Raw genomic sequence first — 14,431 nt, forward strand, 5'->3', positions numbered from 1 at the left:
CGCCGTATCCTGAACCCAGCGCGAGCTAGCACGCCGAGCCTCGGCCTGTCGCGCGACGCCCGCGACCCGAGATGGCATCCATGACCGCCGAGAGCTTCGCGCCGAAATCCGACTTCCTCCGGATCCTGACCGAGCGCGGCTATATCCACCAGACTTCGGACCTCGCCGGGATCGACGCGGCCGCGCGCGAAGGCCGCCTGACGACCTATGTCGGCTACGATTGCACGGCACCCTCGCTGCATGTCGGGCACCTGCTGTCGATCATGATGCTGCACTGGCTGCAGGCCACCGGGGGCAAGCCGATCGCCCTGATGGGCGGGGGCACCACCCGCGTCGGCGACCCGTCGGGCCGCGACGAGACGCGCAAGATCCTGACCGTGGAGCAGATCGACGCCAACAAGGCCGAGATCCGCAAGACCTTCGACCGGTTCCTGCGCTTCGGCGAAGCGGCCGGCGACGCGGTCATGGTCGACAATGCCGAGTGGCTGACGAAGCTCAACTACATCGAGATGCTGCGCGACGTCGGCCGGCATTTCTCGGTGAACCGCATGCTGTCGATGGACAGCGTCCGCCTGCGCTTGGAGCGCGACCAGGAACTCTCGTTCCTGGAGTTCAATTACATGATTCTGCAATCCTACGACTTCGTGGAGCTGAACCGCCGCTACGGCTGCGTGATGCAGATGGGCGGATCGGATCAGTGGGGCAACATCGTCAACGGCATCGATCTCGGCCGCCGCATGGGCACGCCGCAGCTCTATGCCCTGACCTGCCCGCTGCTCACCACCGCGTCCGGCGCCAAGATGGGCAAGACCGCTGCCGGCGCCGTCTGGCTGAACCCGGACATGCTGAAGCCCTACGATTACTGGCAGTTCTGGCGGAATACCGAGGATGCCGACGTCGCCCGCTTCCTCAAGCTGTTCACGCTGCTGCCGATGGCGGAGATCGACCGTCTGGCGGCGCTGGCCGGCTCCGAGATCAACGCGGCCAAGATGGTGCTGGCCACCGAGGCCACGGCTCTGATGCACGGCCGCGAGGCCGCGGAGGCCGCCGCCGAGACCGCGCGCAAGACGTTCGTCGAAGGCACGCTGGCCACGGATCTGCCGAGCGTCACGGTGCCGGTGGCGGTTCTGGACGCCGGTCTCGGTGTCCTCACCGCCTTCGGCCCGGACGTCGCCAAGCTGGTCCCCTCGACCAGCGAAGCGCGGCGCCAGATCAAGGGCGGCGGTCTGCGGGTCAACGACGTGCCGGTCACCGACGAGAAAGCGCTGCTCGGACGGGGTGATCTCAGCGGCGACGGTGTGATCAAGCTGTCGTTCGGCAAGAAGCGGCACGTGCTGCTGCGGGCGGAATGACCCGGGCTTGAAGCGATGCCGCCAGTCCGGCAACTGACAGCGTGAGCGCGGCGCGCATCCTGGTGATCGACGATGAGCCGCCGATCCGTCGGCTGCTGCGGACCGGCCTCGGGACGCAGGACTATGCCGTCGTCGAGGCCGCTGACGGCGCCGCGGCGCTCGCCGCGCTGGACGCGGACGGCATCGATCTGGCGATCCTCGATCTCGGCCTGCCCGATATCGGCGGCCACGCGCTGCTGGCGACGATCCGAGAACGCTGGCCGGATTTGCCGGTTCTCGTCCTCTCGAGCCGGGATGACGAGCGCGGCAAGGTCGAGGCGCTGGATCTCGGGGCGGACGATTACGTCACCAAGCCCTTCAGCATGAACGAGCTTCTGGCCCGGATCCGGGCTGCCCTGCGCCACCGGCTTGCCATGCAGGGCGAGCGGCCGATCTTCCGGCTCGATGATCTGTCCGTCGACCTGGTGCGCCGGATCGTGCGCGTCGGTGAGCGCGAGGTGAAGCTGTCGCCGCGCGAATACGAGTTCCTGCGCGTTCTGGTGCAGCATGCCGGCAAGGTCCTCACGCATGCGCAGCTCATGCGCCATGCGCCGTCCTCGTCGGACCCGCAATACCTGCGCGTCTACATGCGCCAATTGCGCCAGAAGCTCGAGCCGGACCCGGAGCGTCCGCGCTACCTGCTCACCGAGACGGGTTTGGGCTACCGCCTGCGCGCGCCGGACTGAGCCGGCGCTATGGCCTAGGGGTCAAGACCTTCCTGGGACCGCCGCGCGGCGCGCAGCTTCTCGACGCGAGCCACCGAGAACACGGACGCCTCGTAGAGAAGCAGCATCGGGATCGCCAGCGAGAGCTGGGAGATCACGTCCGGCGGCGTCAGCACGGCGGCGGCCACGAAGACCAGCACGATCGCGTAGCGCCGTTTCTCGCGCAGGAAGGCGGCGTCGATGATCCCGATCTGGCCGAGCAGCGTCAGGATGACCGGCAGCTGGAACGCGATGCCGAAGGCGAAGATCAGCGTCATGATCAGCGACAGGTACTCGTCGACCTTGGGCAGCAGCTTGATCGTCGGCTCCCCGGCCACGCCCACCTGCTGGAGCGACACCGAGAACTTGATCAGCAGCGGCATCGCCAGGAAGAACACGACCAGCGCGCCGAGGATGAAGAAGATGGGCGTGGCCACGAGGTAGGGCAGGAACGCCTTGCGCTCGTTCCGGTAGAGCCCCGGCGCCACGAACGCGTAGATCTGTGTCGCGATCACCGGAAATGCCAGGAAGGCTGCGCCGAACACGCTGAGCTTGATGTTGGTGAAGACCTGCTCGAGGAAGTGCGTCGCGATCAGCTCGGCATTCTGGGCACCGACGATCGAGACGTAAGGATAGACGAGAATGTTGTAGATATCGCGTGAAAAGAAGAAGCAGGCGAAAAACATCAAGACGAACGCAATCAACGACTTGATGAGCCGTGACCGCAATTCGATCAGATGCTCGAGCAGTGGCGCCCGCGACGCCTCGATATCGGCCTCGTCCGCCTCGCTGATCATCGGGCAGCCGTGCCGTTCTTCGAGTCTGTGGAATCGTGATGTGGGACCGGTGGCTCGGGCGACCCGAACGGATCGTCCACCGAGCCCGGGATCGGCAGCGGAACATCGGCTGGCGCGTGCGGCGCAGGATCCTGCGACGACTCGGCGGCGTGCGGGTTGATCGACGGCTCGGCGACCGCGGTCTGCGTCGCAGCGTCCTGCTCAGCCTTCAGCTGGGCGGTGGCGTCGGCAAGCGAACGGGTCTCCGCCGCGGGCATCTCGGGGCCGAGCTTCTCGGTTGCGACCTTGGCACGGCCCTCGACCGCGCCCTTCAGCTCGTCCCGGATGGTCTGAACGGGGTTGAAGGTCGAGCTCGCCGTCCGGACGGTGTTGCGGATGCCGTCGACCTCGCGCCGGACGTCGTCCAGTTCGGCTTCGCGGATCGCCTCGTTGAACTGCATCTGGAACTCGCCCGCCATGCGGCGCAGCTTCGACGTGATCTGCCCGACGGTGCGGAGCGCCTTCGGCAAATCCTTCGGTCCGATGACGATGAGGGCGACGCCGCCGATCAGCATCACCTCGCCCCAACTCATGTCCAGCATGTCGTCGACGGTCCTGCTGCCCTGAGATCCGCACCTGCGTCCGGATCCCGTCAGGCTCTACACGAGCGCGCGCGCCCTGACAGTCCCCGAGACCATCTCGCCGTCAGACCGGCTTGCGTTCGCCGCCGGGCAGGTGGCTCGCCGGGATTGCGGTCCCGGGGCTGGTCTCGGCGGTGTGTGGGATCGTCCGGACCGGCTCACTCGGCGTGGTCACGGTCGGGCTGGCCGGAGGCGTTTCGTCCTCGGCCATACCCTTCTTGAACGCCTTGATGCCCTTGGCGACGTCGCCCATCAGGTCGGAGACCTTACCGCGACCGAAGAGCAGCATCACGATGACCGCGACGATGACCCAGTGCCAGATACTCATGCTGCCCATGGCAACCTCCTGCGTGCGCCCCCAGCTGCGAGAGCGTGACGCCACGTCCGGTTGAGGATTTCCGGGCGAACCTAGGGATCGCGCCGCCCGAACACAAGCAGAGGCGGTGCCACGGCCGGTGGAATGCCGCAGGGACGGCTGTGGATCAGGCGGCGGCCAGCGCGGCGGCGAACTGCGCCCGCGCCTGCGGGACGTCGAGGCCGTCGCCTACGCGATCGAGACGGGCCAGGGCTGCCGCGGCCCGCTCGGCCGCCCGGCCGGCCAGCAGCGGCGCCGCCTCGGCAACGGCGCGCATCTCGTCCATGACACCGTTGCAATGCAGACCGACATCGATCCCCGCCTCAAAGGCGAGCCGCGTGCGGTCGCGGAACGTGCCCGTGAGGGCGTGCATCGACAGATCGTCGGTCATCAGCAGACCGTCGAACCCGATCGCGCCCCGGATCACCGTGCTGATGACCTCCCGCGACTGCGTCGCGGGGCGCTCGGGATCGATGGCGGTAAAGACAACGTGTGCGCTCATGGCCATCGGCATGTCGGCCAGCGCCCGGAAGGGACGGAAATCCTGCGCCGCGAGGGAGTCCAGGCTCGCCTCGACGATCGGCAGGTCGTGATGGCTGTCGCAGGCCGCGCGGCCATGGCCAGGCATATGTTTCACTACCGGAAGCACGCCGCCGGCCATCAGGCCCTCGGCGACCGCACGCCCGATCTCGGCGACGGCGTCGGGGTCCGTGCCGTAGGCACGGTCGCCGACGATGTCGTGCGAGCCAGGTGCGGGAACGTCGAGCACCGGCGCGCAATCGACGTTGATGCCGACCTCGGCAAGATCGTGCGCCATGAGCCGGGCGCCGAGCCGGGCGATGGTCGCGGCGCTTCCGTCGAGCCGACCGTACCGGCCCCCCGCCGGATAGGCAGGCCAGTGCGGCGGCCCCATCCGCTGGACCCGGCCGCCCTCTTGGTCGATCAGGATCGGCGCCGCGTCCGAGCCGAGACAGCCGCGGAGCGAGTCCGTGAGGGCGCGGACTTCCGCAGGCGTTCCGATGTTGCGCTTGAACAGGATGAATCCCCAGGGCCGCAGGTCGCGGAAGAAGGCGACCTCCTCGGCGGAGAGCGACTTGCCGGCGCAGCCGAGGATCAGGGCACGGGAGGTCATCGGGACGTCTCGGGGACTTCTTGGTGGCTGCGCGACAGACGTGTCACGCACTTTAGGCGGTCCGGATCCGTGCCGGCAGAGTCGGGCGGGATCGGGGAGTCGGCAAGACCAAACCGCGGCTCAGAACGTCGGATCGGCAGCGTGGCAGCCCGGTTTTGCAAACGGAGATCGGCGCTCTGTCACCCGTCCGTTGCGCGCCGCCCGGTCGGTCCCACCGGATCGCCTGAGGCTGATCTGGCGGGCGACTCGCAAGCTGATGATTGGCCGCCGATCAGTTCTTGGCCACGAAACACTGGCCGCCCTGGCCCTGAAGGGCGCTGCAGAGGCTCGCAGCCTCGGTCTTGTCCAGCGGCCCGACACGGACGCGGTAGATGGTCTTGCCGTTGACCTCCGCCTGGCGGATGAGTTCGGGCTTGCCGGCGAGCTGGGTGTACTTGGCCTGCATCTGTCGGAACGCCGCCTTCGCATCGGCGGCGGAATTGCGCACGCCGAGCTGCACCGAGAAGCCGCTGACGGGGCCGTTGCTGACGGCGACGTCGTCGGACTTGGACGTGCTGGCGGTCGTGTCCGGTGCGGCCGCACCGGCCGGAGCCACGGCCGCGACCCGCTGGGCAGCCTTCGGCGGCGGCTTCACGGCGACGGGCTTCGGCGTCTGTGTGTCGACGGGCGCGGCCTCGATTGGCGCGGGAATGGCCGGCGGCAGGCTGGCCGCGGCTTGCCGGACCGGCTTCGCCTTGGTCGGCGCAGGTTCGTCGCCGGGCAACACCATGGTGGGGATCGGGGCTGGACCCGCGTCGGCCGGAGCCGCGTCACGGGCCGGCTGGGCGGGCGGGGCCTCCGGCTTGACCGCGACGGTCCGGACCCGGCGAGGCTCGCCGAACGCTTCGAAGGGGCCGTTGCCCGGCGTCGTGCCGCCCTGGGCGCTGCCGGCGAGCGAGGGACCCTGTGCCGCGCGAGCGGCCTCGCCGACGTCCAGCGGCTGCTCCTCGCGGTTCACGATCTTGATCTGACCGTCCTTCTTACCCTTGGGATCGTAGATCTGGCGATTCTGGTCCGGAATCTCGACGCCGTCGGCGACCTTCGGCGCCACCTTGAGCGGGGTCGTGTCGGCCTGAACGACGGGTACGCCGCCGTGCCCCGAATTGCTCAGGCCCTTGTAGGTGAGCGCACCGGTGACCGCGACCGCGACCACGGCAATGCCCGCGCCCACCGAGATCAGGCGACGGCGCGGGTTCACGCGGCGCAGCGCCCGGCCATCCTCAAAGGCGCCGTCGGTACCGTCCTGCGGCTCGAGGCCGCCCTGCGTGTAGGGCCCGGCATCCTGGTGCGTGTCCTGGTCGACCGAGGCGAGATACTGATCGAACGCGTCGGCCGGCGTCGCCTTGGGGGTCTCGTGCGCGAAGCTGGGCTCGACCCGGCCGTTCCAGCCGGGTTGCATCTGGGCGTTGGGCTCCGTCCGCATCTCGTCGCGGGCGGCAAGGAGTGCCCGAAACGGGTCGTCCTGGCCGACGATGCGGGCGAGTTCGGCCAGCGGGTCCGCCTTGCCCGCGGTTTGCGGCGCACGGGTACCGTCCTGACGCAGATCGCGCGCGAGGGCGTCGAGATCGACCTGAGCGCGCGAAGCGTTCGTCATGGCAGCATCCTCACATCAGCGCCGGTAACCGGCCCGATGCTCCCGGGCCTATCGCATCTCGTCCGGCGCGGTCACACCGAGAACCGCAAGGCCGCTGGCTAGCGTGCTCCTGAGAGCTTCGACGAGCGCCAGCCGTGCCCAGGTCGACTTTCGGTCGGTTGCATTAACAAACCGTAATTGCGGCAAGTCTTTGCCCTTGTTCCAGAAACTATGAAGCGAGGAGGCAAGTTCATAGAGGTGAAACGCGATTCTGTGGGGCTCGTGCGCCACGGCGGCGGATTCGAGGATCCGCGGGTACTGGGCGATCAGGCGCATCATCTCGATCTCGCCGGCATCAATCAGGATGCCGAGATCCGCATCCTGCACCAGGGCGGCGGCGGACAGATTCGCATCGGGGAACGCCTCACGGGCCTGCCGTTGGACCGATCGGGCGCGGGCATGGGCGTATTGAACGTAGAAGACCGGGTTGTCCTTGGATTGCTCGACCACCTTGGCGAGATCGAAATCCAGAGTCGCGTCGTTCTTGCGGTAGAGCATCATGAAGCGGATCGCGTCGCGGCCGACCTCGTCGATGACGTCGCGCAGGGTCACGAACTCGCCCGCGCGCTTCGACATCTTCACGGGCTCGCCTGCGCGCAACAGCCGCACGAGCTGGCACAGCTTGACGTCGAGCGTCGCCCGACCGTCGCTGACCGCCTTCACCGCCGCCTGCATGCGCTTCACGTAGCCGCCGTGGTCGGCGCCGAGGACGTCGATCAGCTCCGTGGCCCCTGCGAGATACTTCGCCCGGTGATAAGCGATGTCGGAAGCGAAGTAAGTGTAGGAGCCGTCCGATTTGAGGAGAGGCCGGTCGCTGTCGTCACCGAATTCCCGGGTGCGGAACAGCGTCTGCTCGCGATCCTCCCAATCCTCGGGCAGCTGGCCCTTCGGCGGCGGAAGACGGCCCTCGTAGACCAGACCTTTCTCGCGAAGCTCCTGCAGCAGCGCCTTCACGGCGCCGCTCTGCTGCAGAGTCCGCTCGGAGAAGAACACGTCGTGCCGGATCCCGATCGCCGCGAGATCGGCCCGGATCATGTCCATCATCATGCCGAGCGCCGTCTCGCGCACCGCAGGCAGCCAGTCCGCCTCCGGCAGGTCAAGCAGGGCGCGGCCGTGAGCCTGCGCGAGCTTGGTGCCCACCGGCTTGAGGTAATCGCCGGGATAGAGTCCCTCGGCGATGGCGAAGGGCTCGCCGAGCGCCTCGCGGTAGCGCTGGAAGGCAGAGCGGGCGAGCACATCGACCTGGGCGCCGGCATCGTTGATGTAGTATTCCCGCGTCACCTGCCGGCCGGCGGCGACCAGAAGGTTGCAAAGCGCGTCGCCGAAGACCGCCCCACGGCCGTGGCCGACATGCATCGGCCCGGTGGGGTTGGCCGACACGTACTCGACATTGATCGGCCCGCCGGGCAGATGCGCGCGGCCGAACTTTTCGGGCTCCGTCAGTGCGCTGCGCAGGACCGACTGGAAGATCTCCGGCACAAGACGCAGGTTGATGAAGCCTGGACCTGCGACGCTGACCTCGGCGATCCGCGGATCCGCCCGCAGCTCCGCCGCCAGCGCTTCGCCGAGCGCCTTTGGGTTCGTCCGGGCCTCCTTGGAAAGCACCAGGGCCGCGTTGGTCGCGAGATCACCATGGGACGGATCGCGGGGCGGCTCGACGACCACGCGGCCGAGGTCGAGGCCTTCCGGCAGTTGGCCGGCGCGCGTCAGCGCTTCCACGGCCTCGCGCACGCGCGCCTCGAACAGGGCGAAGATGTTCATCGGTCTCGGTCTCGCTCGCGCGGGGATCTCGTCGGCTGGCCCACCCGGCCTGCGCCCGCCCGGGTGCTCTAGCAAGGGGGCGGAGGGGTGTCACGGCATCGAAGGAGCCGCGTCCGATGCGCGAACCGAAGGCCCGGTTAACCGAGCGGCGTGCGGCGGCACGTTATCCCGTGCGATGAGTACTGATCCCTATAGACGTGGCTTGTCTTGAGGAAAATCAGACGGTGTCCTGACCGACGATCGTAAGATCCTCGATGACGGAGAGACTGATGAAGACCTTGATGATCGCAGGAGCGGCGCTCGGCGCCGTGATCCTGGCTGCTCCCTGCGCGGAAGCCCGCGGCTTCCGCTACGGTGGCGTCTACGGTGGCGGGTTCCACGGCGGCGGCTACGGCTATCGCGGGTTCGCGGGGCGCGGATTCTACGGGCGCGGCTATGGCGGCTACGGGTACGGGCGCGGCCTCGGCTACGGACTTGCCGGCGCCGGCATCGGGCTGGGTCTCGGCCTCGCTGCAGGCAGCCTCTACGGGGCCTACGGCTATGGCGGATACGGTGGCTACGGTTATGGCTACGGCTATCCCGCCGCCTATGGCGGCTACAGCTACAGCTATCCGGCCGGCTATTACGGCGGCTACGGATACGGCTGCGGCTGCTGAGCCCGATGTCCCTCGCCCGGCCTCACGGCTCGGCGAGGGGCAAGCCCCGACTCGGCAATGCCCAGTGCAGATCAGGCGTCGAATCGTAGAGCTTCCGGTGGGCCAGTACCGCGTAGGTGTCGGTCATGCCGGCGATGTAGTCCGCGACCCTGCGCGCCACGCGCGCCTCGCTGGCGCCGTCGAGGCTGGTGCTCCACTCCTCGGACATGCGCGACGGATCCGCCGTGAAGGCGGCGAACAGATCGCGGACGATGGCGTCAGCCTTCCTGCGCACCGCAACGACGCCCGGATGCCGGTACATCCGCCCCCAAAGAAAGTGCATGATTTCGGCGTCGGCTGCCGCGATTTCCGGCGAGAACGCGATGACCGGCTCGCGCGCGCCACGAATATCCTCGACGCCGCGTGGATCGAGCGCCGCGATTCGGCGCCCGCCTTCGCGGATCACGTCCTCGACGAAGCGCGTGATCACGCGCCGTGCCAATTCGTGGATCTTTCGCGACGGTTCCAGACCGGGATGAAGCCGGTCGATCTCGTCGAGGAGGCCAGCCAGGAACGGCACGGCGCGCAGATCCGGGATCTCGAACAGGCCGGCCCGTAATCCGTCATCGAGGTCGTGGGCCGCGTAGGCGATATCGTCGGCGAGCGACGCGGCCTGCGCCTCCGGGCCGGCTTGGCTCCACAGGTCCAGGGGATTCAGCGCGTCATATTCGAGGATGGCGGCCGGGATACCGCGCTCGACGTAGCGCGGGGTTGGCCGTCCGTCGGCGGTAAGCAGCGGCCCGTTGTGCTTGACGAGACCTTCCAGCGACTCCCAGGCGAGGTTGAGCCCGTCGAAACCGGCGTAGCGCCGCTCCAGGCGCGTGACGATCCGCAGAGCCTGCGCGTTGTGGTCGAACCCACCATGGGCGGCCATGCAGGCGTCCAGGGCGTCCTCGCCGGTATGGCCGAAGCAGGTGTGGCCGAGATCATGGCTCAGCGCCAAAGCCTCCGCGAGGTCTTCGTCGAGGCCCAGGGCCCGGGCAAGGGCACGGCCGATCTGGCTCACCTCGAGGGTATGCGTAAGCCGGGTGCGGTAATGATCCCCCTCGTGATGCACGAAGACCTGCGTCTTGTGCTTGAGGCGCCGGAAGGCCGTCGAGTGGATGATCCGGTCCCGGTCGCGCTGGAAATCGCTGCGCGTGGGCGATTCCGCTTCGGGGATGTGTCGGCCGCGGGTCCGGGCCGGATCCGTGGCGTAGGGCGCGCGCCAGCGCTCACCGTTCGGTCGCACGATGTCCGCTCGCCTGTGCCCGCAGCCTAGTCATGACCCCTCCCCGTCGGGCGCGTTGCAGCGCGGGCCCGCGCCTCATATCTTGTGGGCGAAGGCGTCCGCGGCAACACGCGCACGTCGCCGTCCACCGAACGAATGCGTGGCCCGAGATCGATGACTGATATCACTCTGACCGCCCGCGCGGCCAAGCGCATCAACGAGATCATGGGATCCGAGCCATCCGGCTCGTCATTGCGGATCAGCGTCAACGGCGGCGGCTGCTCGGGCTTCTCCTATGCCTTCGACATCGCCCGGGATCGGGCGGCTCAGGACATCGCGATCGAGCGCGACGGCGCCACCGTCATCGTCGATCCGGTCTCGCTGGAATATATGAGCGGCTCGACCATCGATTTCGTGAACGATCTGATCGGCCAGTCCTTCAAGATCGAGAACCCGCTGGCGACCGCCTCCTGCGGCTGCGGTACGTCCTTCTCCCTCTAGGCGGCCTACCGCGAGCCGTTGCGCTCTTACGACACCCGCCCCGGCACGGAAGCCCGACCCGGCCCGCGCGATTGCCAGGTCCGGCAAAACGCGGCACCCCTACGGGATCCTCCAAAAGCCCCGGTCCTGAGACGGTCATGATCCATCCGAAGGCCTGCTTCCGCCTCCGGTCGGCCTTGGCGGCGGCTGGCGCGATGGCCCTGCTCGGCCTCGGCGCGCCCCTTGCACCGGTCGCCGCGCAGGAGGGCGCCGCCGCCGTTCAGGACATCACCGTCACCGACGTGGTGTTGCCGCTCGGCGGAACGCTGCTCAAGGCGCCGAAGCTGACGGCGAGCGGCACGCGCCTCTCCAAGGACGACCTCGCCGGGATCCTCCGGCCGGACTCGCCCGTTCCCTGGGAAACGCGGCTTGCCCAGCTCGACGCAGCGAGCCTCACGGTCCCGGTTCTCACGTCGGAAAATATCGGGCCGGGCGACAACCGCCAGATCGTCACGTACCGCGACGTCATCGCGCGCGATGTTCGGGCGGGCCGCGTCGGTGAGCTGACCGCCGCGGGTGCAACGATCAGCGTCGTCGCGGGTCCGAACCGCAGTTCCGGCACCTACGGTCAAGTGCGGGCGACGGATCTCGATCTCGCGGCACTGAACCGTCTCTATACCCTCCCCGGCGACGGGAAGGGACCGGTCCAGCGCGTCTACGGCTCCGTTCAGGTTTCCGACGTGACCTACTCGGACGCACGCGGGACCACCGTGAAGATCGCGCGTCTGAGCGGGCGCGACCTCGGCGGCCGTCAGGTGCCCGACGGGTGGAACGGGGCCTTCGAGATCGTGGCCGCGGGCTTTCAGGAGGCGAATGATCGACGGGCCTTCGCCGGTGCGGCAGCCGACCTGATCGAGGCGACCGCCGTCGGAAGCCTCGAAATGCAGGGCCTGAGCGTCAGCGACACTGATCCGAAGGGGCCGGTCCTGTTCGAGATCGGCCGCGTCGCCTACGCATCCACCGGATCGGATGCCGGTACGACCCTGCAGGATCTCTCATTTTCGCGCGGGAGCCTGCGTGCGCATATCGGCCGCCTCGCCCTCGCCGGAACCTCGCTTGCACCCACGGTGGCGGCGCTGCACGGCATCGCGGCCGAACCTGCGGCAGAAGCCGGCCTGTCGGATGTCGAGATGCGCCGTCTGGCGCCGACACTGGGCAACCTGACCCTGAACGACCTGTCGATCGATCTTCCGTCCGAGGTCGCGCCGGAGCCGGTGCTCCCGCGCGACGCACCGGGCCCGGCACGTGGCGCCGGTCCGGACGCGAGCCGGCCGGGCGCCGGCAAGTCGGCGGATCCCAAGGGTGCGGGCCTGAAGGCGGCTGATCCGCTCACCGTGACGGTCTCGCCCCGCCCGGCGCGCCAGATTGGCCTGCGCAATGCGATACTGGCTTTCGGACCGCCCAGCGACGGTGTGCCAAGCACCAGCCGCCTCAATCTGACGGGGCTGAGCCTGCCCGCGGATCTGCTCGCGGGCGCGCCCATCCTCGGCATGCTGCCGGTCTACGGCTACCGGGATCTCGACCTGGACGTCGTGGCCGATGCCAGCCTGGACGACAAGGCACGCGATCTGTCCCTGCGCGAGATCACGGTCACCGGGCGCGACATCGGGACGGTCCGGGTGTCGGGGACGCTGGGCGGTATCGGGCCGGAGCTGTTCTCCGGAACACTCCCGGCGGCGACGATGCTGATGTTCTCCGGGAGCGCCAAGACCGTCGAACTTACGGTCGAGAATGCCGGGCTGTTCGAGCGCTTTCTCACGGCGCAATCGAAGGACTTGAGCCTGAAACCGGATGAGCTGCGCAAGGAATATGTCACCGCCAGCCTTCTGGGTGTGCCGATCATCCTCGGCAACAGCGCCGCCGCGAAAGGGATCGGCGCCGCAATGGGCCAGTTCGTGATGAAGCCCGGCAAGCTGGTTGTGCACGCCAAGGCCAAGGAGCCTGCCGGGATCGGCTTCATCGATCTCGGCGCGGCGCGCTCGCCGGCTGCGGTGCTCGACCGGCTGGACGTCGAGGCGAAGGCGAACTGAGCGCGCGCCGAGGGCCGACCCGCAACAACCGGCGCAGGGGACGAACGAGCCGTCCAGCCTAGAGGGCGATGATGTCCGGGTGTTGCGCCGCGAGTTTGGCCCGCGTCGCCGCGGCCCAGGCGCGGTCGCGGTCGCATCGCGGGCGATCGAGGGGCACATCGTCGATCAGGCTCGCCGGACGCCGCGACACGAGCAGAAGCCGATCCGCGACGCCGATGGCTTCCGCGACGTTATGGGTCACCATCAGGACGCTCATGCCGGCCGTGTCCACGGTGTCCACCACGAGCCCGCGCAGCTCGGCGGCTGCGGCATCGTCCAGGGAGACGAACGGTTCGTCGAGCACGAGTATCCGCGGTCCGGCGGCGAGGGCACGGGCGAGCGCCACCCGGCGCTGCATCCCCAGAGAGAGCGCCTTGGGATAGCTCCCGCGCCACGCCGTCAGCCCGAGTTGTGCGAACAACCCGTCGAGGTTCTGGTCACGGCGTGCCCGGGGCAGCCCGAGGCGGACATTGTGCTCGATGCTCCGCCACGGCAGCAGCCGAGGATCCTGGAAGACGATCCCGGCTTGGTCCGCCCCGGAGATGCGCCCCTCGAAATCCGGGTCGAGGCCGAGCAGGATCCGCAGGGTCGTGGTCTTTCCGGCGCCCGAGGGACCGATCAGGCAGACGATCTCGCCGGCGCCGACGTCGAAGGCGAGGTTGCGGACGGCCTCGACCGGCTCGGCCCGAGGAGGCCGGTACCATTTCGAGTCGATCGCGACCTGAAGGACGGGCTCAGCGCCAGCGGCGGACATAGATTTCGAGCCGCTGCAACAGAAGGACATCGATGCCGATCATCACGGCCATGAAGACAAGGCTGTAGCCGATGATCGCGGCCACGTCGGTGCTCTGGACGAAGTAGTAGTTGATCGCGAAGCCGACCCCGTCCGGGCGTCCGAGCAGTTCGACCACCAGCACGATCTTCCAGGCGAGCGAGAGGCCCGAGCGCGCGGCCGTGACCATGTAGGGCTGCAGCTGCGGGATCAGCACGTCACGGATCCAGGTCCGGCGGTCTAGGTGGTAGGCCCGTGCCATCTCGTCGAGGCCCGGATCGAGGTTCCGGGCGCCCTCGCGCACGATCACAGCCACGTTCGGAAGCTTGTTCAAGACGACCGCGAGGATCGCCGCCGTCTCGGTCAGCCCGACCCAGACATAGGCCAGCACGGTGATGACCAGGGCCGGCGTGTTGAGGAGGACGAGGAGGGGCGTGTCGAGGGTCAGGTCGGCGGCCTTCGACCGCCCAAGGGCAACGCCCAGCAGGATCCCGAGCGCCATCGCCACCGCGAACGAGATCGCGACCCGGAGCAGCGTCACACCGACATTGTGGACGAGGTCGCCGCGCTCGGCCTCCTGCACGATGAAGCGCAGCACCGCGACGGGCGGCGGCAGCAGACGCGACCCGGCCTCCAGAGCGGCGGCCTGCCACGCGGCGACGAGCACGATGAGGGACGCGATGCGGGTCAGCGCGCCCATGCGGTCCCGGCGT

At 68.5% G+C, this 14,431-nt stretch carries 14 protein-coding genes; 5 read left to right on the plus strand and 9 right to left on the minus strand.

All coding sequences use genetic code 11. The features are described 5' to 3' along the window. Positions 1-80 precede the first annotated feature (80 nt). Both tyrS and JOE48_RS07140 read left to right on the plus strand, forming a co-directional pair. Positions 81-1,352, plus strand: a complete 1,272-nt coding sequence (tyrS, locus tag JOE48_RS07135; protein WP_210028889.1) for a tyrosine--tRNA ligase — start codon at positions 81-83, stop codon at positions 1,350-1,352. Between the two features lie 41 nt (positions 1,353-1,393). Then, positions 1,394-2,077: a response regulator gene (locus tag JOE48_RS07140; RefSeq protein ID WP_210028890.1), complete on the plus strand. Its 684-nt coding sequence runs from the start codon at positions 1,394-1,396 to the stop codon at positions 2,075-2,077. A 14-nt stretch (positions 2,078-2,091) separates the two neighbouring features. On the opposite strand, the gene tatC is transcribed toward JOE48_RS07140, so the two are convergent. From tatC to argS, 6 genes are all read right to left on the minus strand, one after another. Next, a complete protein-coding gene (gene tatC, locus JOE48_RS07145; protein WP_210028891.1) occupies positions 2,092-2,892 on the minus strand; it encodes a twin-arginine translocase subunit TatC in 801 nt (266 codons plus the stop codon). Further along, positions 2,889-3,473: a Sec-independent protein translocase protein TatB gene (tatB, locus tag JOE48_RS07150; protein ID WP_210028892.1), complete on the minus strand. Its 585-nt coding sequence runs from the start codon at positions 3,471-3,473 to the stop codon at positions 2,889-2,891. The genes tatC and tatB overlap by 4 nt, the downstream gene beginning before the upstream one ends. Positions 3,474-3,576: 103 nt before the next feature. Continuing rightward, on the minus strand, positions 3,577-3,849 hold the full coding sequence (locus JOE48_RS07155) for a twin-arginine translocase TatA/TatE family subunit (protein ID WP_210028893.1): 273 nt from the start codon (positions 3,847-3,849) through the stop codon (positions 3,577-3,579). A 145-nt stretch (positions 3,850-3,994) separates the two neighbouring features. After that, the gene (gene nagZ / locus JOE48_RS07160; RefSeq protein ID WP_210028894.1) at positions 3,995-4,999 is read right to left on the minus strand and encodes a beta-N-acetylhexosaminidase; all 1,005 of its coding nucleotides are present in this window, start codon (positions 4,997-4,999) and stop codon (positions 3,995-3,997) included. Positions 5,000-5,270: 271 nt separating this feature from the next. After that, positions 5,271-6,632 (minus strand): SPOR domain-containing protein, encoded by a 1,362-nt coding sequence (locus JOE48_RS07165; RefSeq protein WP_210028896.1) that lies wholly within the window; start codon positions 6,630-6,632, stop codon positions 5,271-5,273. 48 nt (positions 6,633-6,680) lie between these two features. Then, positions 6,681-8,432: an arginine--tRNA ligase gene (gene argS / locus JOE48_RS07170; RefSeq protein ID WP_210028898.1), complete on the minus strand. Its 1,752-nt coding sequence runs from the start codon at positions 8,430-8,432 to the stop codon at positions 6,681-6,683. A 269-nt stretch (positions 8,433-8,701) separates the two neighbouring features. Between argS and JOE48_RS07175 the strand changes: the two genes are divergently transcribed. Then, complete coding sequence (locus JOE48_RS07175) at positions 8,702-9,088, plus strand: hypothetical protein (protein WP_210028899.1); 387 nt, start codon at positions 8,702-8,704, stop codon at positions 9,086-9,088. Positions 9,089-9,110: 22 nt separating this feature from the next. Here the strand turns inward: JOE48_RS07175 and JOE48_RS07180 are convergent, their stop codons facing one another. Further along, positions 9,111-10,358 (minus strand): deoxyguanosinetriphosphate triphosphohydrolase, encoded by a 1,248-nt coding sequence (locus JOE48_RS07180; protein ID WP_210028900.1) that lies wholly within the window; start codon positions 10,356-10,358, stop codon positions 9,111-9,113. A gap of 153 nt (positions 10,359-10,511) precedes the next feature. On the opposite strand from JOE48_RS07180, the gene JOE48_RS07185 reads away from it, so the two are divergent. Together JOE48_RS07185 and JOE48_RS07190 are read left to right on the plus strand one after the other, a co-directional pair. Next, on the plus strand, positions 10,512-10,838 hold the full coding sequence (locus JOE48_RS07185) for a HesB/IscA family protein (RefSeq protein WP_210028901.1): 327 nt from the start codon (positions 10,512-10,514) through the stop codon (positions 10,836-10,838). A gap of 137 nt (positions 10,839-10,975) precedes the next feature. Beyond that, the gene (locus JOE48_RS07190; RefSeq protein ID WP_210028902.1) at positions 10,976-12,907 is read left to right on the plus strand and encodes a hypothetical protein; all 1,932 of its coding nucleotides are present in this window, start codon (positions 10,976-10,978) and stop codon (positions 12,905-12,907) included. 58 nt (positions 12,908-12,965) lie between these two features. On the opposite strand, the gene JOE48_RS07195 is transcribed toward JOE48_RS07190, so the two are convergent. Both JOE48_RS07195 and JOE48_RS07200 read right to left on the minus strand, forming a co-directional pair. After that, positions 12,966-13,700: an ABC transporter ATP-binding protein gene (locus JOE48_RS07195; RefSeq protein WP_210028903.1), complete on the minus strand. Its 735-nt coding sequence runs from the start codon at positions 13,698-13,700 to the stop codon at positions 12,966-12,968. Then, positions 13,681-14,418, minus strand: a complete 738-nt coding sequence (locus tag JOE48_RS07200) for an ABC transporter permease (RefSeq protein ID WP_210028904.1) — start codon at positions 14,416-14,418, stop codon at positions 13,681-13,683. Before JOE48_RS07200 ends, JOE48_RS07195 begins: the two co-directional genes overlap by 20 nt. Positions 14,419-14,431 lie beyond the last annotated feature (13 nt).

This window comes from Methylobacterium sp. PvR107 (assembly GCF_017833295.1).
Classification (GTDB): Bacteria; Pseudomonadota; Alphaproteobacteria; order Rhizobiales; family Beijerinckiaceae; genus Methylobacterium.

Coding starts and splice junctions, on each gene's coding strand:
- JOE48_RS07195 (WP_210028903.1), bottom strand. CDS start 13,700: ATGTCCGCCGCTGGCGCTGAGCCCGTCCTTCAGGTCGCGATCGACTCG.
- JOE48_RS07190 (WP_210028902.1), top strand. CDS start 10,976: ATGATCCATCCGAAGGCCTGCTTCCGCCTCCGGTCGGCCTTGGCGGCG.
- tatC (WP_210028891.1), bottom strand. CDS start 2,892: ATGATCAGCGAGGCGGACGAGGCCGATATCGAGGCGTCGCGGGCGCCA.
- tyrS (WP_210028889.1), top strand. CDS start 81: ATGACCGCCGAGAGCTTCGCGCCGAAATCCGACTTCCTCCGGATCCTG.
- JOE48_RS07185 (WP_210028901.1), top strand. CDS start 10,512: ATGACTGATATCACTCTGACCGCCCGCGCGGCCAAGCGCATCAACGAG.
- argS (WP_210028898.1), bottom strand. CDS start 8,432: ATGAACATCTTCGCCCTGTTCGAGGCGCGCGTGCGCGAGGCCGTGGAA.
- JOE48_RS07165 (WP_210028896.1), bottom strand. CDS start 6,632: ATGACGAACGCTTCGCGCGCTCAGGTCGATCTCGACGCCCTCGCGCGC.
- JOE48_RS07175 (WP_210028899.1), top strand. CDS start 8,702: ATGAAGACCTTGATGATCGCAGGAGCGGCGCTCGGCGCCGTGATCCTG.
- JOE48_RS07155 (WP_210028893.1), bottom strand. CDS start 3,849: ATGGGCAGCATGAGTATCTGGCACTGGGTCATCGTCGCGGTCATCGTG.
- JOE48_RS07200 (WP_210028904.1), bottom strand. CDS start 14,418: ATGGGCGCGCTGACCCGCATCGCGTCCCTCATCGTGCTCGTCGCCGCG.
- tatB (WP_210028892.1), bottom strand. CDS start 3,473: ATGCTGGACATGAGTTGGGGCGAGGTGATGCTGATCGGCGGCGTCGCC.
- nagZ (WP_210028894.1), bottom strand. CDS start 4,999: ATGACCTCCCGTGCCCTGATCCTCGGCTGCGCCGGCAAGTCGCTCTCC.